This is a genomic window from Mucilaginibacter myungsuensis (genome assembly GCF_015222005.1).
Taxonomy (GTDB): domain Bacteria; phylum Bacteroidota; class Bacteroidia; order Sphingobacteriales; family Sphingobacteriaceae; genus Mucilaginibacter; species Mucilaginibacter myungsuensis.
In genome coordinates this window covers 303,248-323,142 of record NZ_JADFFL010000001.1, presented here as the reverse complement: position 1 = coordinate 323,142, position 19,895 = coordinate 303,248, and the positions used below count along the sequence as shown (strand labels likewise).

The 19,895-nt window shown below is 44.4% G+C and carries 17 protein-coding genes and 1 tRNA gene; 9 read left to right on the top strand and 9 right to left on the bottom strand.

The features are described from left to right. Positions 1 to 297: 297 nt before the first annotated feature. Positions 298 to 2,907: a DNA mismatch repair protein MutS gene (mutS, locus tag IRJ16_RS01390; protein ID WP_194109723.1), complete on the top strand. Its 2,610-nt coding sequence runs from the start codon at positions 298 to 300 to the stop codon at positions 2,905 to 2,907. A 61-nt stretch (positions 2,908 to 2,968) separates the two neighbouring features. Here the strand turns inward: mutS and IRJ16_RS01385 are convergent, their stop codons facing one another. Together IRJ16_RS01385 and IRJ16_RS01380 are read right to left on the bottom strand one after the other, a co-directional pair. Beyond that, positions 2,969 to 4,192 (bottom strand): DUF418 domain-containing protein, encoded by a 1,224-nt coding sequence (locus IRJ16_RS01385; protein ID WP_194109722.1) that lies wholly within the window; start codon positions 4,190 to 4,192, stop codon positions 2,969 to 2,971. Between the two features lie 162 nt (positions 4,193 to 4,354). After that, on the bottom strand, positions 4,355 to 4,570 hold the full coding sequence (locus IRJ16_RS01380; RefSeq protein ID WP_194109721.1) for a hypothetical protein: 216 nt from the start codon (positions 4,568 to 4,570) through the stop codon (positions 4,355 to 4,357). 625 nt (positions 4,571 to 5,195) lie between these two features. Between IRJ16_RS01380 and IRJ16_RS01375 the strand changes: the two genes are divergently transcribed. Continuing rightward, a complete protein-coding gene (locus IRJ16_RS01375; protein WP_194109720.1) occupies positions 5,196 to 6,419 on the top strand; it encodes a multidrug effflux MFS transporter in 1,224 nt (407 codons plus the stop codon). A gap of 13 nt (positions 6,420 to 6,432) precedes the next feature. Here the strand turns inward: IRJ16_RS01375 and IRJ16_RS01370 are convergent, their stop codons facing one another. Beyond that, positions 6,433 to 6,993: a C40 family peptidase gene (locus IRJ16_RS01370; RefSeq protein ID WP_194109719.1), complete on the bottom strand. Its 561-nt coding sequence runs from the start codon at positions 6,991 to 6,993 to the stop codon at positions 6,433 to 6,435. A gap of 241 nt (positions 6,994 to 7,234) precedes the next feature. Between IRJ16_RS01370 and IRJ16_RS23095 the strand changes: the two genes are divergently transcribed. Next, positions 7,235 to 8,092, top strand: coding sequence for an energy transducer TonB (locus IRJ16_RS23095; RefSeq protein ID WP_194109718.1), 858 nt, complete (start codon positions 7,235 to 7,237; stop codon positions 8,090 to 8,092). 9 nt (positions 8,093 to 8,101) lie between these two features. On the opposite strand, the gene porN is transcribed toward IRJ16_RS23095, so the two are convergent. The 3 genes from porN to IRJ16_RS01350 all read right to left on the bottom strand — a co-directional run bounded on the left by porN (position 8,102) and on the right by IRJ16_RS01350 (position 12,189). Beyond that, entirely contained in the window at positions 8,102 to 9,406 is a 1,305-nt protein-coding gene (gene porN, locus IRJ16_RS01360) for a type IX secretion system ring subunit PorN/GldN (protein WP_228079723.1), read from the bottom strand. 64 nt (positions 9,407 to 9,470) lie between these two features. Beyond that, a complete protein-coding gene (gene mqo, locus IRJ16_RS01355; protein ID WP_194109717.1) occupies positions 9,471 to 10,952 on the bottom strand; it encodes a malate dehydrogenase (quinone) in 1,482 nt (493 codons plus the stop codon). A gap of 199 nt (positions 10,953 to 11,151) precedes the next feature. Beyond that, positions 11,152 to 12,189, bottom strand: coding sequence for a LacI family DNA-binding transcriptional regulator (locus tag IRJ16_RS01350; protein WP_194109716.1), 1,038 nt, complete (start codon positions 12,187 to 12,189; stop codon positions 11,152 to 11,154). Positions 12,190 to 12,333: 144 nt separating this feature from the next. Between IRJ16_RS01350 and IRJ16_RS01345 the strand changes: the two genes are divergently transcribed. The 4 genes from IRJ16_RS01345 to IRJ16_RS01330 all read left to right on the top strand — a co-directional run bounded on the left by IRJ16_RS01345 (position 12,334) and on the right by IRJ16_RS01330 (position 15,990). Next, positions 12,334 to 13,818 (top strand): tagaturonate reductase, encoded by a 1,485-nt coding sequence (locus IRJ16_RS01345; protein WP_194109715.1) that lies wholly within the window; start codon positions 12,334 to 12,336, stop codon positions 13,816 to 13,818. Positions 13,819 to 13,942: 124 nt separating this feature from the next. After that, positions 13,943 to 15,076, top strand: coding sequence for an alpha/beta hydrolase (locus IRJ16_RS01340; protein ID WP_194109714.1), 1,134 nt, complete (start codon positions 13,943 to 13,945; stop codon positions 15,074 to 15,076). Positions 15,077 to 15,173: 97 nt separating this feature from the next. Continuing rightward, entirely contained in the window at positions 15,174 to 15,782 is a 609-nt protein-coding gene (locus IRJ16_RS01335) for a class I SAM-dependent methyltransferase (protein WP_194109713.1), read from the top strand. A gap of 19 nt (positions 15,783 to 15,801) precedes the next feature. After that, positions 15,802 to 15,990, top strand: a complete 189-nt coding sequence (locus IRJ16_RS01330; protein ID WP_194109712.1) for a hypothetical protein — start codon at positions 15,802 to 15,804, stop codon at positions 15,988 to 15,990. 5 nt (positions 15,991 to 15,995) lie between these two features. On the opposite strand, the gene IRJ16_RS01325 is transcribed toward IRJ16_RS01330, so the two are convergent. Continuing rightward, positions 15,996 to 16,172, bottom strand: coding sequence for a hypothetical protein (locus IRJ16_RS01325; RefSeq protein WP_194109711.1), 177 nt, complete (start codon positions 16,170 to 16,172; stop codon positions 15,996 to 15,998). Positions 16,173 to 16,426: 254 nt separating this feature from the next. Here IRJ16_RS01325 and IRJ16_RS01320 point away from each other — a divergent pair, with 254 nt between their 5' ends. Then, positions 16,427 to 17,353 carry a manganese catalase family protein gene (locus IRJ16_RS01320; RefSeq protein ID WP_194109710.1) on the top strand — a complete coding sequence of 309 codons (927 nt, stop codon included), beginning with the start codon at positions 16,427 to 16,429 and terminating at the stop codon, positions 17,351 to 17,353. Between the two features lie 105 nt (positions 17,354 to 17,458). Here the strand turns inward: IRJ16_RS01320 and IRJ16_RS01315 are convergent. After that, positions 17,459 to 17,530: transfer RNA gene (locus IRJ16_RS01315), tRNA-Arg, on the bottom strand. A gap of 123 nt (positions 17,531 to 17,653) precedes the next feature. Between IRJ16_RS01315 and IRJ16_RS01310 the strand changes: the two genes are divergently transcribed. Further along, positions 17,654 to 18,505, top strand: coding sequence for a metallophosphoesterase family protein (locus tag IRJ16_RS01310; RefSeq protein ID WP_194109709.1), 852 nt, complete (start codon positions 17,654 to 17,656; stop codon positions 18,503 to 18,505). 157 nt (positions 18,506 to 18,662) lie between these two features. On the opposite strand, the gene ychF is transcribed toward IRJ16_RS01310, so the two are convergent. Next, entirely contained in the window at positions 18,663 to 19,763 is a 1,101-nt protein-coding gene (gene ychF / locus IRJ16_RS01305; RefSeq protein ID WP_194109708.1) for a redox-regulated ATPase YchF, read from the bottom strand. Positions 19,764 to 19,895: the final 132 nt, after the last annotated feature.

The window sequence follows — 19,895 nt, the reverse complement described above, 5'->3', positions numbered from 1 at the left end:
AGAGGTTTAAAAAATAAGCCCAAGGGGGTGTATACAACTTTTAGGCGTATACACTCCTTGTTGATGTCAACTTATTGATAAACAGATGCTTTTGAAAATAACTCCGGGGGTTATTTTCAATGGATTAATGTTATTTGTTTGAAAATGAGTTGATTAATAATTTTACACAATTACCGTATACACCTACAGCTCATGATCATTTGAACATGATGATCCCACACTGCTCTACTTTTCCACGATCACGGGCTATCCCGGTGCTAAATATTAACTTTACGGGTTAAACAAAAGGAGCACCGATTGGCTAAGAGCGATACCAAGGAAACGCCGTTAATGCAGCAGTATAATCAGATCAAGGTGAAGTACCCTGGTGCTTTGCTGCTGTTCCGCGTGGGCGATTTTTACGAGACATTTGGCGAGGACGCTGTTAAAGCGTCGGGCATATTGGGTATCACGCTGACCAAGCGCGCAAATGGGCAGGCCAGTCACATCGAGTTGGCCGGTTTCCCGCATCACTCGCTAGAGACCTATCTGCCTAAATTGGTGAGGGCCGGTCAGCGGGTAGCTATCTGCGATCAGTTGGAAGACCCCAAAACCACCAAGACCATCGTAAAACGCGGTGTGACCGAATTGGTGACCCCCGGGGTAGCTATCAGCGATAACATCCTTCATCAAAAGAGTAATAACTATCTGGCATCTATCTATTTTGAAAAGAATACCATTGGCATTGCTTTTATAGATATTTCGACAGGGGAATTCTTAACGGCCCAGGGCAATACCACTTATATTGATAAGCTGCTGCAAAGCTTTGCGCCGAGCGAGGTGATCTTCCCTAAAACCCGCAGCAAGGACTTTAAAGAACTTTACGGCGACCGCTTTTATACCTACATGCTGGACGATTGGCCTTACAGCGGCGATTATCCGCAGGAGACCTTGTTGAAGCATTTTGAAGTAAAGAGTTTAAAAGGCTTTGGGATCGATAAACTGAATTTAGGCATTGTGGCGGCCGGCGTTGCCCTCCATTACCTCAATGAGACCGAACACCGCAATCTGCAGCACATTTCATCCATTGGTAGGATAGAAGAGGATCGCTACCTTTGGATGGACAGGTTCAGTATCCGTAACCTGGAGCTGATCGGCTCGCATAACGAGAATGCTACTACGTTGGTCGATGTGTTGGATAACACCTGCTCGCCCATGGGCGCGCGTTTGCTGCGCCGTTGGATAGTGATGCCACTGAAAGAGATCAAGCCTATCAACGATCGTTTAGGCGTGGTAGAGCATTTTATCCATAATGATGAACTGCGCGACACGCTGCAACAACATATCCGCCAGATCGGCGATCTAGAGCGACTGATATCAAAGATAGCTTTGCAACGCGCTAACCCGCGCGAGGTTTGCCAGTTAAAGAAAGCATTATTGGCCATTGCAGAGATCAAAACTATCACAGAAACATCTGAAAGTGACCCGCTGAGATCTATCGGCAACCAGTTGAACCCTTGCGATATGATCAGCAAGCGTATCGAGCAGGAATTACACCCCGAGCCACCGGTAATGCTGGTTAAAGGCAGCGTAATTGCCGATGGCGTTAACGAGGAATTGGATCGTTTGCGTAAGATCGCCTTCGGCGGAAAGGGTTATTTGTTAGAGATACAAAAACGCGAGGCCGAGGCGACCGGCATACCATCGCTTAAAGTAGCTTTTAATAACGTTTTCGGCTACTATTTAGAAGTAACACATAGCCACAGGGAAAAAGTCCCATCAGAGTGGATCCGTAAACAAACGCTGGTAAATGCCGAGCGATACATTACTCCGGAACTCAAAGAATACGAAGACCAGATCTTAGGCGCTGAGGAAAAGATCCTGGCCTTAGAGACCAAGTTATATAACGATCTGCTTTACTCATTGGCCGAGTATATTAAGCCGATACAACTTAACGCTAACCTGATAGCGCGGTTGGATGTGTTGCTTAACTTCGCGCATATCTCCATCAAAAATTATTACGTAAAACCGCTGATCAACGAAAGCAAAGTAATAGATATCAAAGGCGGCCGACACCCGGTGATCGAGAAGAATTTACCTTTGGGCGAATCGTATATTACAAATGACGTCTTTTTAGATTCGGATAGTCAACAGATCATTATTATTACCGGTCCCAACATGGCGGGTAAATCGGCTCTGTTAAGGCAGACAGGATTGATCGTACTGATGGCGCAGATGGGGTGTTTTGTGCCTGCAAAAGAAGCATCGCTGGGTATCGTAGATAAAATTTTTACCAGGGTAGGGGCATCGGATAACCTGTCATCGGGCGAATCGACCTTTATGGTGGAGATGAATGAGACGGCCAGTATCCTGAATAACCTATCGGACAGGAGTTTGATCCTCTTGGACGAGATTGGTCGGGGTACGTCCACCTACGATGGTATCTCTATTGCCTGGGCTATTGCCGAGTACCTTCATAACCATCCGCAGTATAAGGCTAAAACACTATTCGCCACGCACTATCACGAGTTGAATGAGTTGAGCAATACCTTCGGCCGTATTAAAAATTATAACGTGACGGTCAAAGAGGTCGGTCATCAGATCATCTTCCTGCGTAAGTTGGTTCCGGGAGGTAGCGAGCATAGCTTCGGTATCCACGTGGCAAAACTGGCCGGTATGCCGGCTAAAGTATTGGGCCGCGCTAACGAAATATTAAAGAAACTGGAGAACGAACGTACCGGAGGTGAAAGCATTAAAGAGAGCATGAAGAAGGTGCAGAAACAAGCCCTGCAATTGCAAATGTTCTCGATCGATGACCCGATACTGGTCAAGATCCGCGATACGCTAAACAACCTTGATGTAAATACGCTGACACCGGTGGAAGCTATGATGAAACTGGACGAGATCCAGCGGATGCTGAAAAGCTAATTGACATCAAATAGAAAAGCCGAAGGTAATTGCTTCGGCTTTTCTGTTTGATCACACATTGTTACAGTGCAAATTTCTCTCCGGCTTCTTCGGGTGCTTTTACGTCCGACCGTTTTAGTGGTAAGCGTTTCCAGTAACTTAATTGTCGCCAGATCCACTCTACAGGGCCGTAGTTGTAGTGTTTCAACCACCATGCGCTAATGAAGACCTGCGATAGGTAAACTGCCAAGCCCAGTGCAAGGTAAAACCAATACGGCATTTTGCTACCTAAAGCTAAACCCACACCGCCAAAGACGAAGAACGATATCACGTTCTGGATCATATAGTTGGTAAGCGTCATTTTGCCGATACGTTCCATAGCCCGGAAAAAGCCTTTGAGCTTACCGGAAACGTATAGCCAGCAAAGTCCGGTGGTGATCATTAACATGCTGGCCAGGATGAACCAGTAGAATGGCGCATAGTATTTAAATATATCGATCTTGAATTTGCTGCTTAAAACACTGCTGGCAATGAATACTCCTACTAAGATCAACGCGACTGCTAAACTCCACCAGAATATGCGTTTAACATATTTTTTGTTGGCGGCCAGGTTTTCAAAAAAGCCAATGCCTTCTGCCGCGAAACCTGCAAGGAAACAGATCAGCTGCACCAAGTGCACATTGTATAAATAACTTGGGGATATTACCTCGCGGTACCACGTAGCCAATAGATGGAATTTTACGTTATTGATAAAGCTTGAGCTATGATAAAGCGGTACTAATTTTTCATATTCTTTAAAACTGGTGCTTGGTATCTTGCCCACCAACACCACTACCGCCGGCAATAACAATAACAAAACAATACATAAAATGAAAGCCGGCTTCGGTTTTAACTTATAGAAAAGCAACATCACTAAACCCATAAAGGCGTAATCTTTTAGAATGTCGCCCCACCAAAAACAGCAGTTGATAAAGGCGATGACGAACAACCAAAGCATCCGCTTGGTGAAGAACAATACAGGGTTATAGCCTTTCTTTTGCACGTTCTTGAGCAGTACGGCAAAACCATAACCGAAGAGCATACTCAGCATTGTCCATGATTTAGCTTGGAAAATGATAGACCCGAGACCTTGCAATATTGAGGTCAGTATATCCGGTTTAGGGCGTGGCTGGTTACCAACAATGTCAAAGAAAGAATAATCTACATAGTTCATCAGGCAAACGCCCAATAGGGCCCAGCCACGCAGCATATCCACGATTGCGGTACGCTTGCTTTGGGCGATAGGTTGTATCGTTTCGGTGGTCATTGTCTTTTTCGAGGATGAGGTGTGATAAACTAAATGTAGTTAAAAAATTTAGATACAGAACGGTGCGATCTGTTACATTTTACAGCGGTGATTTTTATATTAAAAAGAAAACCCGTTAACTTTTTGGGTTAACGGGTTTTCTTATACTGTGGTAGTTATTATTTACCAGCCTGAACCTTTAGTAGCGTTGCCCGCAGCGATATGCTCTTCTGCAGAAGCTTTACCTAAAATTGCAGCCATCTTGTTACCATCGGCATCTTTACCGGTAGCGATGTAACGGCCAGATTTTACGTCGATAACCGGATCGATCATCGGTACATTTTTAGTTTTAGTTTTTACTGAATAAGCGGTAATGCCGCCTTTTGCTGCTGTTGCCATTGAAATAGATTGTTTAGTTTAAAAAAGTTTAACCGTTATTATTGGTAATTGTTTATCAGCTTTGAAGCTTTTATTTGCCACAAACAAAAGCAATAATAGGTTATTGAAAAGAATTTAGCGTTTAGTTAAGTATAATAATTATCAACATTTTGTAAATGCTGAACAGAGTAATCCGTAAGTATCACAAAATAAGATGTTTATGTAAAATGTAAGAATGATCGGCCTACAACCGCTCGTTTTGCATTCGCGCTACATTTAGCTTCAAAGTGCAAAAAACGACCAGAAACAAGCTTGATCAGGCATAATTAGCCAAAGCGACCAAGAATAGACTAACCAAACAGAACCCGATAAATAATTTGAACATAACGTTAATTTTAATTTCCATAGCTGTAGACATTTAATGTTTAACCTACGTTCCAAAGATAGTTTGTGTCGCGGTGGCCCGCTATACCCTAAATCACGTATTTGATACCGTGAAAACACCCGAAGATACGTATAATTAATAACAATACAACAATTTGTTGTAAAAACCATTAAAGCGTTAAAATGTTCGCACTTTTTATAAATTTTTAATAATTCTATGACGCTTAGTTAGATACAAGCTGCCGTATCTTTGCAGCCTGCTATGTCAAACAAACAATATTTCTTCTTAGTGCTCATCTTAGGGTCCATGACGGCTTTAAGCCCTTTTAGTATCGATATGTATCTTCCTGCTTTCGCTCAGATAGCCGATGGGATGCACACTACGGTAGAGACGGTGGCACTTTCTCTTTCAAGTTATTTTATTGGGTTGGCCGGCGGTCAGTTACTTTACGGTCCGCTGCTTGATAAATTCGGGCGCAAAAAGCCACTGTATGTAGGGTTATGTATATATCTGCTGGCATCGTTCGGGTGTTTTGCGGCGCAAAGTATCGATATGCTTATTATAGCACGTTTTGTACAAGCAATAGGCGGCTGCGCGGCGGGAGTCGCATCTATAGCCATGGTGCGCGATCTGTTCCCAATAAACCAAAATGCAAAAGTATTTGCACTGCTGATGTTGGTGTTAGGCACATCGCCCATGATAGCACCTACCGTGGGTGGTTTTGTTGCAGATGCGATGAACTGGCGTGTGATATTTTTGATCTTGGCCAGCATTGCTGCCGCCATCTTTTTAGCGGTCATATTCTTTTTGCCTGATAGATATCAACCCGATCCCACTATTTCACTTAAACCCGTTCCTATTCTGACTGGTTTTTGGGTAGTACTTAGCACACCACAGTTTTACACATACGCAATATCGGGTGCCATGTCATTCGCCGGGCTTTTTGTTTATGTAGCCGGGGCGCCTGTGGTGTTCATGAAGATATATCATATGGACGCTAAAGCCTTTGGGTTGATGTTCGCTGGATTATCGGTAGGGTTTATTGGTGCCAGCCAATTGAATAGTTTGATGTTAAAGAGGTTCCGCAGCGAGCAGATAGTGCCGAAAGCGTTGGTGATCCAACTGATATCCGGGGCGTTGTTCTTATTTGCATCATGGCAAAATTGGTTGGGCGTACCGGAAATTATCGGCATGATCTTTATTCAACTAAGCTGCATAGGTATTTTAGCGCCTAATATGTCAGCCTTGTCTATCGCCCCTTTCGAGCGTAATGCAGGAACGGCATCATCGCTGTTAGGAGCTTTACAGTTAGGTATAGGTGCGGGTGCTACAATGGGCATGAGCGCTATTAACGTTACCAATATCATCCCCTTATCGGCAGTAATGTGTGGCGCAGGATTATTATCCTGCACGATATATTTCATCAGTCGGCGCAGGATAAAAACTCCTTTAGTAACAGGCGGTTCGGGCATAGTGGCGCATTGATGTTATCTATCTTTTATTCTGTTTTTGCATGCTCAGGCGGGCTTCCGGCGCGCGAGAAATACTTATATAACGACGGGTCTTTCAGTTTAACTATAATCACACCTCGACGGGTGCTGGCGTGTACTACATATCCGTTCTGCAGATAGATTCCGACATGACTGAACTTTTTTCCGTCAAAATCAAAAAATACCAGATCGCCCTCGTTCAGGTCCTCCTCGTATTTGCGCTTAATGGTGTTAACCTGCTGACTGGTCATCCGCGGAATGTTAACATTGAATACCTGTTGCTCTAATAGCTGCGCAAACCCCGAGCAATCCACGCCATCTTTGGTTTGTCCGCCAAATTTGTAAGGCGTGCCCATCCAATAGTCTATAAAGCTGTAAAGCCTGCCGTTCTGTATGTCGTTTTTGTCTACATTCATTATTTCGGCGTATTTATTGGCAATGGCCTTTTCTGGTTTTACCATTTGGCCGGCGTTGCCTTTTAGAGCAGCTTTTTTTGAGCCGCAACTGCTGATGATAAATATGTCCGACAATGCGATCAATACGTAGGATCTGATTAGATGCAACTTCATACTGTAAATATAAAATGCAACATTAAACAACGTGGCTGGATATTTTTAACATATCAACATTTGCTTTGGCAGGAAAATGTTATTTTAGATCAATAAACCTAAAACAATGTACAAATATCTTATCCTTGGGTCCGTCTTATATTACACTACTACAGTAACGGCTCAGGTTAAGCGTGACACTGCTATTTACCCAATGATATTTGAGTAAGGTTTACCTTTTGAATACGGTAAAGGCGAATGGGTGGATGACGTAAAAAAAGCCAATGGTTTCAGAATGATCATATCTCCCGATACGATAAAAAGCGGCTTCGTGATCGTTAATGATTGCTTTTTAAATGGCCATATGCGCATGCGCGGAAAATTTGCGACCAATAGCCCGTATGGCACTTTGATGGGAACAATTATTGAATATCACGTTAACGGAAATCCTAAAGCTGTATTTAATTCTAATGCCGGCCAGTTATGGGGCGAAGCCGAGGCCTATTATCCAAACGGAAAATTATATTACTCGGGAAAATACACTTCGTCGGGTATATTTCAAATGTATGAAAAGTCACGATTCGATAGGCAGAAAATGGTTGAGCAAGGCAATGGCGAGTTTGTTAGATACGATCCAACTTTTTCAATGATTAAAGAAAGGGGTTACTACAAAAATGGCTTGCGCAACGGCGAGTGGAAAAGCTTTGCAGATAGTGGTAAAGTACTTTTAGCTGCTTACCAGGATGGCTTACTGAAAAAAGGTGACCGCGTAAATATGGGCGTTAATGGGGATGAGGTATTAACAAAAAGCGAAAAGACCGCAGAGTATATTGGGGGTTTAGACGCTTTCTATAAGTTGGTTGAACGGAATTTGCGCTACCCCGAAAAGGCTCGTAGTAATAATATTCAAGGAAGGGTATCTGTTACTTTTATCATAGAGCGCGACGGAGCAATAACTGACATCACTGTAAAGAGCGGTATCGGATCCGGGTGCGATGAAGAGGCCGTTAGATGTATAAAGCTTTCATCCGGTAATTGGCAACCGGGTGTACAGGATGGTTTACCGGTGAGGGTACGCTATACAGTACCGATCGGTTTCACTTTAGCCGGTGATAATTAAACGAACTCATCAATACTGCCACAGGTCCAATTCCCAATCCATCAGTTGCTTGGCAACGCGCTGAGCTTCATATAACCTGTCGATGCCCTGCATGTAATCTTTTATACGCTCGTCCTTAGCGTTTGACTGCTTGACAATATAACTGGCGAACATCCGCTTCATAAAAGCGTCGTCAAAACTAAGTCCGGTCTGGTCGTTATTTTCGTTGCTGATGGCTTTAACCGCCAGTAGAGGCCGGGCATGAGGGAAATAGATCCAAAATGCGGGCTGCATATCTACTTGTGCGCCTGTTGATACTTTCATCCTGATCATTGGGGCAATGCCAATGATGCGAGGTTCAAATACCGAACGTTGTTTATCAAATACCCAATCCTCTTTTATCCTGAACCTTACCAAACTATCCGGATCAAAAGTGTTGGCTTCCAGTTTAGAATCGATGATGTTATTATCAGCGTCTCGCTTGGTCACTACCGAACTATCGCTTAGCATACCCAAGGCCTGCCCGATGGTCAATTGTTTGGTGAACATATCGCCTCCGGGATCTTCTTCGGTAGGCGTAGTGCTGTAGGCTGCGAATTTGCCATCTTTTAGTCCATCCAATAACACGTCTATCAACCTTGCGTTCGGGGATGCCAGGTAGGTGTTCATTTTTTCGCGAACGTCTATCTCGCGCCATATCCGTTTTGCAAAAACTACATCAGCTTCGCGAAGCGGTGTAAATTCAGAAACTTTGGAGGTGGCGACCGCTGTTTTATCATAATAGCCGTCACGTGGCCGGTCGCTTACTTTGGCGACAGGTGGGGGTGGGGTTTTCGCGGTATCTTTTTCGCTGTTACGCCATAGTCTCAGGTCGCCCGGTTCGCAACGGTGGATAACGCCGTTGTTATCGGAAACTCCAAGCTCGTAGTAAAGGCCTTTGTCGTAAGCGCGGACACCTTGCCAATAACCGCTTAAGCTATCAATGCCGGTCTTTCCATTATGTTTAAAGTTAATAGAGAAACGTTTAAGGCACCATTGGGCTTCGCGAGGTGTACTTTTCAGAACTTCCCGCTCGGTGATGATAACCTGATCGCCGTTCATCTCGCCATCAAAACGCATCTCTACCGAAGCGCCATCGGCACGGTTGTACTTAGATACCCCGATGATCTGATTGGTATATCCTTTATTTAAAGTAAAAGCTACTTTAAAATTTACGATAGGTGCGCCGTACTGTTTAACCGTTCCACGCCACTGGCCTAAAGCCGAGCTATCCTTATCCTGCCCGTAAGCCCGGATCCCGCATAGGAAAATGATAAGGAAAGTAAAACCACGCATGCCCTCAACTCAAAATCATAGATGTATGATGATCGACACCTAATATAGTAAAGATCGGCCTAATTTAAACGATATCAAGACTTTTGCCTGTGCGCTCGCGGGTAGCGTTGGCTAACGTGGCATCCTTGGCAAGAGTTTTCCCGTAAGATGGAATCATCTCTTTTAACTTAGTTTGCCAGCCGTCGGTCTTGATCTGCTCTTTAAAGCAACGCTCTATCAGTTGCACCATAATAGGTACAGATGTTGATGCACCCGGCGACGCACCTAACAAAGCTGCGATACTGCCATCGGCAGCGGTAACTACTTCGGTACCGAACTCTAATACACCACCACGTTTAGCGTCTTTCTTGATCACCTGCACACGCTGACCGGCAATATCCAGTTTCCAATCTTCGGCCTTAGCTTCAGGGTAATAATCTTTAAGTGCCGCCAAACGATCGTCTTGAGATTGCATTACTTGACCGATAAGATAGCGGGTCAAGGGGATATTGTCTATACCAGCCGCCATAAGCGGTCGAATGTTATTTAATTTGATAGACCCGAACAGGTCCCATAACGAACCTTGTTTTAAAAAACGGGTTGAGAAGCCAGCATACGGGCCGAAAAGGAGCGAACGCTTACCGTTGATCACCCTGGTATCCAAATGAGGTACCGACATTGGCGGCGAACCTACCGATGCCTTACCATATACCTTAGCCTGATGCTTTTCGATAATAGCCGGGTTATTACAAACCAGCCATTGCCCGCTTACCGGGAAACCGCCAAATCCTTTGCTCTCCGGTATGCCCGACTTTTGCAATAGTGGCAAAGCACCACCACCGGCACCAACAAAAACAAATTTGGCATTCAACTTGCGCGAGCCGCCGTAACCTTTTACGGTTACCGTCCAACCGCCTTTTGGTGAGCGTTTGATATTGGTAACATCATGGCTTAAATGAACATTGAAGCCGGGTTTGCTTTTTGCGATATTGATCAGATCCTTGGTCAACGCGCCGAAGTTAACGTCGGTGCCAATGTCCATGTAGTTGGCCGATACCTTTTCGTTAGGGTCGCGGCCTTCCATCACCAGGGGCATCCAGCTTTTTAGTTTTGCAGGATCCTCTGTATATTCCATATCACTGAAAAAATGGTTCTTCTTAAGTGCTTCGTAACGTTTTTTAAGATAAGATACATTCTGCTCGCCCCAAACAAAGCTAATGTGAGGTACCTTGTTGATGAAGGTCTTAGGGTCTTTAATATATCCCTGTTCTACTAAATAAGCCCAAAGCTGTTTAGATACCTCAAATTGGTCGGCGATCTTAATGGCTTTACTTATATCTACCGAACCATCAGGCAATTGCGGCGTATAGTTCAACTCGCAAAAAGCGGAGTGACCGGTACCGGCGTTGTTCATCGCGTCCGAACTTTCGGCAGCCATTACATCCAGGCGTTCAAAAAGTTCGATCTTTAGGTCGGGCTGCAGTTCTTTCAGCATAAAACCTAAAGTTGCGCTCATGATACCTGCGCCAATTAAAACAACATCAACATCTGTAGTGTGACCGCTCATTATCTTAGTAGTACTTATACGCCAAGGGGTGTAAAATAGGGTGGTTTGCGATCGGTGTCTTGGTTACAATAAGCCCACCGGGCGCACCTCGCGTATGCGAAGGCAAGTTTAAGAAAAAAAATTGTAAAGGCAACGGTATCCCGCTTCTAAACATACAGCTATTAGGTACTAAAACGTCATTTTTTAAACCCGTTTACGGTTATGGTTTTGCGGTATTTTTAGCCGATCCACGCTCTATAAGCTCGGTGCTTAGTGTTTCGGTCACAAATTCGGTCACAGGATATTTACTTCGGATCTGTTTGATCAGCATCTCGGTAGCCATTTGTCCGATCTGGAAGGCTGGCTGGCGGATAACCGTCAACGGCGGGTCGAACAATTCGGTAACGTCACTATCGGTAAAACCCACCATAGCAACATCATTAGGTACGGTCAAACCCATTTTTTTGAAAGTGCCAAAACAACCTATCGTGATCCTGTCACTGCCCGAAAATACAGCATCGGGTTTTTCCGCTAAGGCCATCAGTTCGGCAATAGCTTCTTCAACTTCATTTATTGCACGGCCACCGTGCAGGCAATGCTTTACATATTCGGCATCAAAGGGTAATCCATGTTTTTCTAACGCCGCTTTATAGCCATTTAAACGCTCCCTGCTGATAGCTAAATTGGAGGCCATTGCAATATGGGCGATGCGTTTAAAACCATTATTGATCAATAATTCCGTAGCATCAAAAGCGCCTTTAAAGTTATTTGTGACCACCTTATGGGCTTCGATGTCGTCGACAACACGGTCAAAAAACACGATCGGGAAGCCTCGATCACGCAATGACTGGAAATGCTTAAGATCCGTGGAGCCCGAAGCGACCGATACCAATAATCCATCCACATGGCGCGACATTAAGTGCTCTACATTGGCTATCTCGCGCTCGTGCGATTCATGCGTTTGGGTAATGATGACGTGGTAATCACTGCTGTAAGCAATAGACTCGATACCGTTAATGGCCTGCGAAAAAAAATTGTTAGCCAGTTCTGCAACAACTACACCAATAGAGTGGCTTTTTTGATCTTTAAGGCTCAGCGCGATAGGGTTGGGGCGATAATGCACCTTTTCGGCATACTCCTGTACCAGTTTTTTTGTTTCGGCGCCTATCTCATAACTGCCGTTCAACGCGCGCGAAACGGTTGATGTGGATAGCCCCAGAGCCTTAGCAATATCTTTTATGGTAACAGCGCCAAACATAATTCAGACCCCTAAATTAGTAAATAGATCAGCAATACAAGCCTATTTTGATGCAAACGTTCCCGGGAACGATAGCGTTTTATTTAATATAATTAAAAGTGACGATCGATGCCAAACTCATCTATATAAGCTAAATTAGCTTTGATGAAATTATCCAGACAAAGTTTAAGCGCGATAGATAGCAAGGTTATTAAACCCAATGATAATGTATTTGAACTGCCCGAAAAGGTACTACAATTTGGCACCGGCGTATTACTGCGCGGCTTACCGGCATACTTTATAGACAAGGCTAATCGCGAAGGAATATTCAACGGAAGGATAGTAGTTGTTAAATCGACCGACAAGGGCGATACAAAAGCTTTTGATGAGCAGGATTGTCTATATTCCTTACATATCAAGGGTATACAGAACGGATCTGAAGTAAAAGAAGATATTATTTCATCAGCAATAAGCAGGGTAGTATCGGCTTCGACCCAATGGGGCGAGATCTTGAAAGTATCCGAAAGTGCCGATCTAAAAGTCATTGTATCGAACACTACCGAGGTTGGTATCCAGCTGATTGCGGATGATAATATCCAAGCCACACCGCCAATTTCATTCCCTGCTAAACTTTTGGCCGTACTATACCATCGCTTTAAGGCTTTTAACGGTAGCGCCGAGAGCGGCCTTGTGATCATACCGACCGAACTGATCGTTGACAATGGCAAAAAACTGGAAGGGATAATTCTGGAACTGGCCCACATCAACAAAATGGAACCGAAGTTTATGGACTGGTTGGAGCAGCACAATCATTTCTGTAGTTCGCTGGTGGATCGTATTGTTCCCGGTAAACCGGATACTGCTACACATCAGCAATTGGATACAGAGTTAGGCTACCAGGATGACCTGCGGATTATTGCCGAGCCCTACACCCTTTGGGCCATAGAAGGTTACGCAGAGGTTGCCGAGGTGCTTAGCTTTGCTCAAGTTGATAGTGGTGTTGTGATAGCTGCTGATATTGAAAAATTCCGCGAGTTGAAGTTGCGTTTGCTCAATGCCACACACACGTTAAGTTGTGCCTTTGCCGTCTTATCAGGTTTTGAGACCGTTAGCGAGGCATTGGACAATGTGGAGTTCGAGCAATTCATTAGCGATATGATGCTGACCGAGATATCGCCTTCCATACCCTTAGATATCGCGGTAGCCGAAAAGGAGGAATATGCGGGGCAGGTTTTGGATAGGTTCCGTAACCCAAGTTTGCAGCATAAGTGGTTAAGTATATCCTTGCAATATTCATCAAAGATCAAACTAAGGGTGTTGCCTTTACTGTTCAAGCATTATCAAACGTCATCTACCGCGCCGGCATTGATCAGTAAGGGTATCGCCGCCTTTATCCGATTTATGAAGATAGATGACCAACTAAAAGGTTATATCAACGGAAGGGAATATACTGTTACAGACGACAACGCAGCCATCTTCCATTACGCCTGGAACGATGCTGAAGCTGAACAAGGGGTTAGATCTATACTCAGCAATAAACCACTATGGGATACGGACCTGACCACGTTGCCTGGCTTTGAGTTAGCCGTATTGAAGCATTTGCAGGCCATCGGGGATAAGCACTTATCAAACGCTGCTGAGTTGAATTAGTTGCCAGCCAAGGTGATCACGCACAACATCACTCTGTTGAGTAGTAATTGACGGTCTATCTTAATAATTGAATTCAACTGGCATTAATGTTGTTTTTGCAAGTGAAAGTATAACACATTTACCTATGAAAACTAAAATTCTTTTACCAATGGCTGCTATGGCTATCGCGTTAGCATCGGCATGTAGCAGTAACGGCTCAAAGTCGGGCGCGGATAGTACCGGTGCCGACAGTTCAATGGTTCCGGCCGACTCAAATTCATCAACTGCTATTAAATCAGCCGGTCCGGCACCTGAATGGGCACCATCTATTAAGCCCGAAATGCAAGCCGTGATGGAAAAACTGGCCAGTTACGGCGACAAGCCCATCGAAACGCTCACCCCGGCCGAGGCCCGTAAAAACCACACACCTACGGATGCTGTGATGGACCTGATGAAGGAACATAATATCCCTAAACCCGTATTTAAAATAGATACCATGGGCAAGGATATCCCGGTTGATGGTGGTAACATTCATTTACGTATATACACACCTAACACGGGTAGCGGTCCGTTCCCGATAGTAGTTTATTATCATGGTGGCGGCTTTGTGATAGCTAACCTGGATGTTTACGATGCTGCGCCAAGCGTAATGGCCGACAAATTGGGCGCGGTAGTGGTATCAGTAGCTTATCGCAAAGCACCTGAGTTTAAATTCCCAACGGCGCATAACGATGCCTTTGCAGCCTACAAATGGGTTGTGGCTAATGCCGCGTCAATAAAAGGGGATCCTAAAAAGATCGCAGTGAGTGGTGAAAGTGCCGGCGGCAACCTGGCAACCAACGTAGCTATTATGGCGCGTGATAAAGGTGTTATGTTACCGACAGCTATAGTAGCGGTTTACCCGGTAGCAGGTGCCGATATGAATACAGCATCATACGTAAAATTCGCGGCTGCTAAACCGTTGAATAAGCCTATGATGGGCTGGTTTGTAAAACATTATCTAAACAGCATGGCCGAAGCTAAAGATCCGCGGATCAATTTGGTTGCTGCTAACCTTAAAGGTTTGCCACCCACAACCATCATTACTGCCGAAATTGACCCATTGCAAAGTGACGGAATGATGCTTGCTGATAAACTAAAAGCAGCAGGAGTGACCGTCGATAGCAAAAATTACGATGGCGTGACCCACGAATTTTTTGGTATGGGCACTATTGTTCCGGAGGCTAAAGATGCTGAGGAATATGCAGTTGCACAGTTAAAGAAAGCTTTCGGGATGTAATTTCGCATTAAAATTAACGAGCTGGTAAAGGCCGTAAGTCTGTTTGGACTTGCGGCCTTTATTTTTGTTAGGTTACTTTGCAGTGCATTTATCAGGAATGAACGATCTGCAACAACTATACGGTAATATCGATATCTATCTTTTCGATCAGCTTTTAAAAGGTCGGTTCGATGGATGCCGCACCATTCTGGATGTTGGTTGTGGAGGTGGTCGTAACCTGTATTATTTTCTTCGGAACGGCTTTAATGTGTATGGTATCGATCCTGATGCGAACGCTGTTAAGGCGGTTAAACAATCGGCAGCCGAACTTGCCCCCGATCTATCCCCTGATAATTTTACTATTGCTACGGCAGAGAACGTGCCGCATGGTGATGAAACCTTTGACTTGGTGATCTGCAGCGCGGTGTTGCACTTTGCCCGCGATCACGAACATTTTGACGCTATGATACGTTCAATATGGAGGGTGTTAAAGCCGGGCGGTTATCTCTTTGCCAGGTTAGCCTCGAATATCGGTATCGAAGAATTAGTAAGGCCACTTGGCAATGGCCGTTATCTTTTACCCGATGGCTCGACACGCTATCTGGCAGACAGGGAGAAACTATTAACTTACAGTGTGAAATTAAATGGCGAACTTTTTGAGCCTATTAAGACCACCAACGTACAAGATATACGCTGCATGACCACGTGGTGCCTGCAAAAGAACTAAAACACATCAACCAATATATATGACAACAGCATTTGTATTGATAGAGAATGCCGCTAAGGATATTAATTTTTGGTGGATAGGAGGGGTAGCTGTTTTTGCTATATTGCTGATAAGCTGGGTGATCTGGCACAACTATCGCGATCAGGAAGAATTTAAACGCGAATTGTACGGTGGTTCTGAAGCCAAACGTAGTCGTGGTTGGTTTTAAGCTTTTCAGGTTTTCTTGTCAGTATTGACTTTATGCATTTCGCGCCAGTTATTCAGAGCTTCTTTATTGGCCTGTTGCGCTTTTTTTATGGCCCTGGCTTGCTCGTCCTTTTCGCAAAGAGGGTAGTCTGTTCTCAACTGCGTTGCCCGTTCTGTGTTTGTATTTTCTGAAGACTTTTCCATGTATTATCCTCCTGTTAGTAATTTAAATATAACAAGCCGATCTAGGGATAAGAAAACGTAGCGTGATCACTCATCAAAATAATAACGTCAATACCGTCAGATTATGATGGCTTATTGTATTTAACTTTTAAATTAATTTATTTCCTATTATTAAAACATAATTCATTCCGGTTAGTTGTATTACACACGCACGATACCCATTCTCTACGCTACGTCCTGCAAATATTCCGAATAAACAACTAATCAAAAATAAAATGTTCCATCACGTAAAAGACCTACAATTTAATGCAAGGGTATCCCGCCCTGACCCAAGATTTGCCAACTTATTATTAGAGCAATTTGGTGGTGAAAATGGAGAACTTGCTGCTGCAATGCAGTACTTTACGCAGGCGTTCGGTGCCAAGCAACCACACCCCGACAAGTATGATATGCTAATGGATATCGCTGTCGAAGAATTTAGCCACCTCGAGATAGTTGGAGCAACCATCCAAATGTTACTGAAGGGTGTTAATGGCGAAATGAAGAACGCAGCCGAGCAGTCCGAGATAATGCAAGTTATGGATGGCAAGGCAACCAAAGAAAGCATCATCCATGCTGCTTTGACCGCAAATCCACAGTTTCCCATCATCACTGGCGGCGGGCCTACTTTGCGCAACAGCCAGGGCATTCCTTGGTGTGCGTCATACATTCACTCTAACGGGGACCTGACGGTAGATCTGCGTAGCAACCTGGCTTCAGAATCGAGGGCAAAATTGGTATACGAGCACTTGATGAAATTTACCGATGATCCTTACGTTAAAGAAACTTTGTCGTTCCTGATGACCCGTGAGGTAACCCACTACAAAATGTTCGAAGCGGCCTTGGATACTATTCAGCCGAATTTCCCACCGGCGGTACTAGGCGCCGACCCGAGATTTTTGCAGCAGGTGTACAACTTGTCTGACGGCACTGTTAGAGGCCCATGGAATGAAGGCGAGATCAAAGGCATGGGCAAAGACTTTGTTTACGTAGAAGATCCAATAACTTATGTGACCGAAACAGAAGGCCAAACCAAGCAACCTAAAGAAATGGCCAAAGCTTTAGCCGAAAAGGAAAAATTGGATAAACAGATGAGCCAGGTTAAAAGTGACGAAGTAAAAAAAGCCGAACCGGAAGGTGTGGCGCAATGGAGTACTTATTAGTAATTAATTATGATATGTTGCTAACAAAGCCGCCAATTTTGGCGGCTTTGTTAGTTTAAGCAAAAAAGCCTTTAGACTTACGACTAAAGGCTTTTGACTTAAAAGTGCTCCCGACGAGATTCGAACTCATATCGATGGTACCGGAAACCATAATTCTATCCATTGAACTACGGAAGCATGGCGCAAAGATATAAAATTGATCGATACCGCGATGTTTGAAAATTGATAAGAAATTAACAACACGGCAATAACCCGATTGCAATTTTGTAGCCTATATTTAGTGTTATCAATACATTGCAAATGAATAGTAGAAGAAAATTTATTAGTTCATCAATGGCCGGATTGGCCGGGATCACCTTATTGCCTGCGATAGATGCATTTGCCGGTGCACCGATCGCAACCGATGATAATTCGCGGGAGGTATTTAAACTGCGTTTTGCCATTGTTTCCGATGGGCATTACGGGCAGCCCAATACCGAGTCTGATAAATTTTTTGACGATATGGTAAGCTGGATGCAGGCTCAATACAAAAGCAACCAATTGGATCTGGTGATAGCTAACGGCGATCTTGTACATGACCGCCCCGACCTGCTACCCAAGATCAAATCGGAATACTTTGACAAGATCGGCGTACCCGTATATGCCGTGCCGGGTAACCACGACCATGCTGATGCCGCGCTTTGGAAAAAGGTATTTGGTTACGATGATAATTATGTGGTAGAGAAGGGTGATATCGGTATCGTATTCGCCAATACATCAAACGTTAAGGGTGAGTTTATTTGCCCGGATCTTGCCTTTTTGAAAAGTTCGTTCGAGAAGTTCAAGCACAAGGAGGTGGTATTTGTGATCCTGCACATCCCGCCCCACATTTGGCTGCCCGAAGAGAAAGCAGCTTTTGCGGAATGCCCCGAAGTGATCGCATTACTGCATCAATATCCCAACATCAAAGCCGCATTCCACGGGCATGATCATACACTTGATGGCGTAAGATACACCGGCAAATTTCCTCATTTTTTTGACGCGCATTTTGGCGGCGATTGGGGAACAAGCTACAAAGGTTACCGCATTGTTGAGGTTAATATGAATAATAGCATCAATACTTATCAGGTAAACGCCACCATGAACCCGCAGATAAACCGGATGAAGTTGTAGGTCAAAGGCGAAAGGTTGAAGGTTAAAGGTAAAATGTTTGGGAAGGAGCTAAAACAACTTAACTAAAACGGCGCTCAGGTGGTCTGAGCGCCGTTTGTATTCTATCATCAGGATCGACGAACCTTTAACCTTTCGCCCTTAACCTTTCGCCTGAAAATTACACATTAAATCTAAAGTGCATCACGTCGCCGTCCTGAACGATGTAGGTTTTGCCCTCAACGCCCAATTTGCCGTTCTCTTTAATGGTAGCTTCGTTACCGTTATATTTCACAAACTCGTCGTACTTAATAACCTCGGCACGGATAAAGCCTTTCTCAAAATCTGAGTGGATAACACCGGCCGCTTGCGGCGCGGTGAAACCTTTGTTAATGGTCCAGGCGCGTACTTCTTGCACACCTGCGGTAAAATATGTTTGCAGGTTAAGCAAACGGTAAGCCGCTTTGATCAGTTTAGTGACACCCGATTCGGTTAAGCCCAGGTCGTCTAAGAACATCTGGCGCTCTTCGTAACTTTCCAACTCTGCAATTTCAGACTCTATTTTGGCAGAGATAACCAACACTTCGGCATTCTCTTCTTTGGCTACCTCGCGTACTTTATCAACGTAAGCATTACCTGTGTTTACGGCAGCTTCGTCTACGTTGCAAACATACATTACGGGTTTAGCGGTCAGTAACCAAAGATCAGCTACATGCTCTTTATCCTCTTCTTCTACAGCCACGGTACGGGCCGACTTACCCCTTAGTAAATGCTCTCTGTAAGTGGTCAACACATCGAATGCTTTTTTTGCATCCTTGTCGCCTGTTTTGGCAGCTTTCTCAACCTTCTGAAGCTTTTTCTCTATCGACTCCAGGTCTTTCAACTGCAATTCGGTATCGATGATCTCTTTATCGCGGATCGGGTCTACCGAGCCGTCAACGTGGATCACGTTATCGTCATCAAAGCAACGCAACACGTGGATGATAGCGTTAGTTGCACGGATATTACCCAAAAACTGGTTACCTAATCCTTCGCCTTTGCTGGCACCTTTTACAAGGCCCGCAATGTCTACTATCTCGATCACGTTAGGCACCACATTCTTAGGCTGAACGATCTCGGTCAGCTTGGTCAGGCGCTCATCAGGTACGGTGATCACGCCTACGTTAGGCTCAATCGTACAGAAAGGAAAGTTAGCAGCCTGCGCCTTAGCGTTTGATAAGCAATTAAAAAGTGTTGATTTACCAACGTTAGGCAAACCTACTATTCCACATTGTAGTCCCATGTTTTCGTTTAAAGAGTCAAGAATATAGAGTCAGGAACAAGATAAAATTGATCAATTAGCAAAGATGTCTCGGCTCTTGACTCTATATTCTTGACTCTGAATTTCCGCGCAAAGATAACACAAAAAAGGGCT

Excerpts from the sequence above, each read along its gene's own strand:
- IRJ16_RS01385 (WP_194109722.1), bottom strand. The coding sequence starts at position 4,192 with ATGACCACCGAAACGATACAACCTATCGCCCAAAGCAAGCGTACCGCA.
- IRJ16_RS01380 (WP_194109721.1), bottom strand. The coding sequence starts at position 4,570 with ATGGCAACAGCAGCAAAAGGCGGCATTACCGCTTATTCAGTAAAAACT.
- IRJ16_RS01375 (WP_194109720.1), top strand. The coding sequence starts at position 5,196 with ATGTCAAACAAACAATATTTCTTCTTAGTGCTCATCTTAGGGTCCATG.
- IRJ16_RS01370 (WP_194109719.1), bottom strand. The coding sequence starts at position 6,993 with ATGAAGTTGCATCTAATCAGATCCTACGTATTGATCGCATTGTCGGAC.
- porN (WP_228079723.1), bottom strand. The coding sequence starts at position 9,406 with ATGCGTGGTTTTACTTTCCTTATCATTTTCCTATGCGGGATCCGGGCT.
- mqo (WP_194109717.1), bottom strand. The coding sequence starts at position 10,952 with ATGAGCGGTCACACTACAGATGTTGATGTTGTTTTAATTGGCGCAGGT.
- IRJ16_RS01350 (WP_194109716.1), bottom strand. The coding sequence starts at position 12,189 with ATGTTTGGCGCTGTTACCATAAAAGATATTGCTAAGGCTCTGGGGCTA.
- IRJ16_RS01345 (WP_194109715.1), top strand. The coding sequence starts at position 12,334 with ATGAAATTATCCAGACAAAGTTTAAGCGCGATAGATAGCAAGGTTATT.
- IRJ16_RS01340 (WP_194109714.1), top strand. The coding sequence starts at position 13,943 with ATGAAAACTAAAATTCTTTTACCAATGGCTGCTATGGCTATCGCGTTA.
- IRJ16_RS01335 (WP_194109713.1), top strand. The coding sequence starts at position 15,174 with ATGAACGATCTGCAACAACTATACGGTAATATCGATATCTATCTTTTC.
- IRJ16_RS01330 (WP_194109712.1), top strand. The coding sequence starts at position 15,802 with ATGACAACAGCATTTGTATTGATAGAGAATGCCGCTAAGGATATTAAT.
- IRJ16_RS01325 (WP_194109711.1), bottom strand. The coding sequence starts at position 16,172 with ATGGAAAAGTCTTCAGAAAATACAAACACAGAACGGGCAACGCAGTTG.
- IRJ16_RS01320 (WP_194109710.1), top strand. The coding sequence starts at position 16,427 with ATGTTCCATCACGTAAAAGACCTACAATTTAATGCAAGGGTATCCCGC.
- IRJ16_RS01310 (WP_194109709.1), top strand. The coding sequence starts at position 17,654 with ATGAATAGTAGAAGAAAATTTATTAGTTCATCAATGGCCGGATTGGCC.
- ychF (WP_194109708.1), bottom strand. The coding sequence starts at position 19,763 with ATGGGACTACAATGTGGAATAGTAGGTTTGCCTAACGTTGGTAAATCA.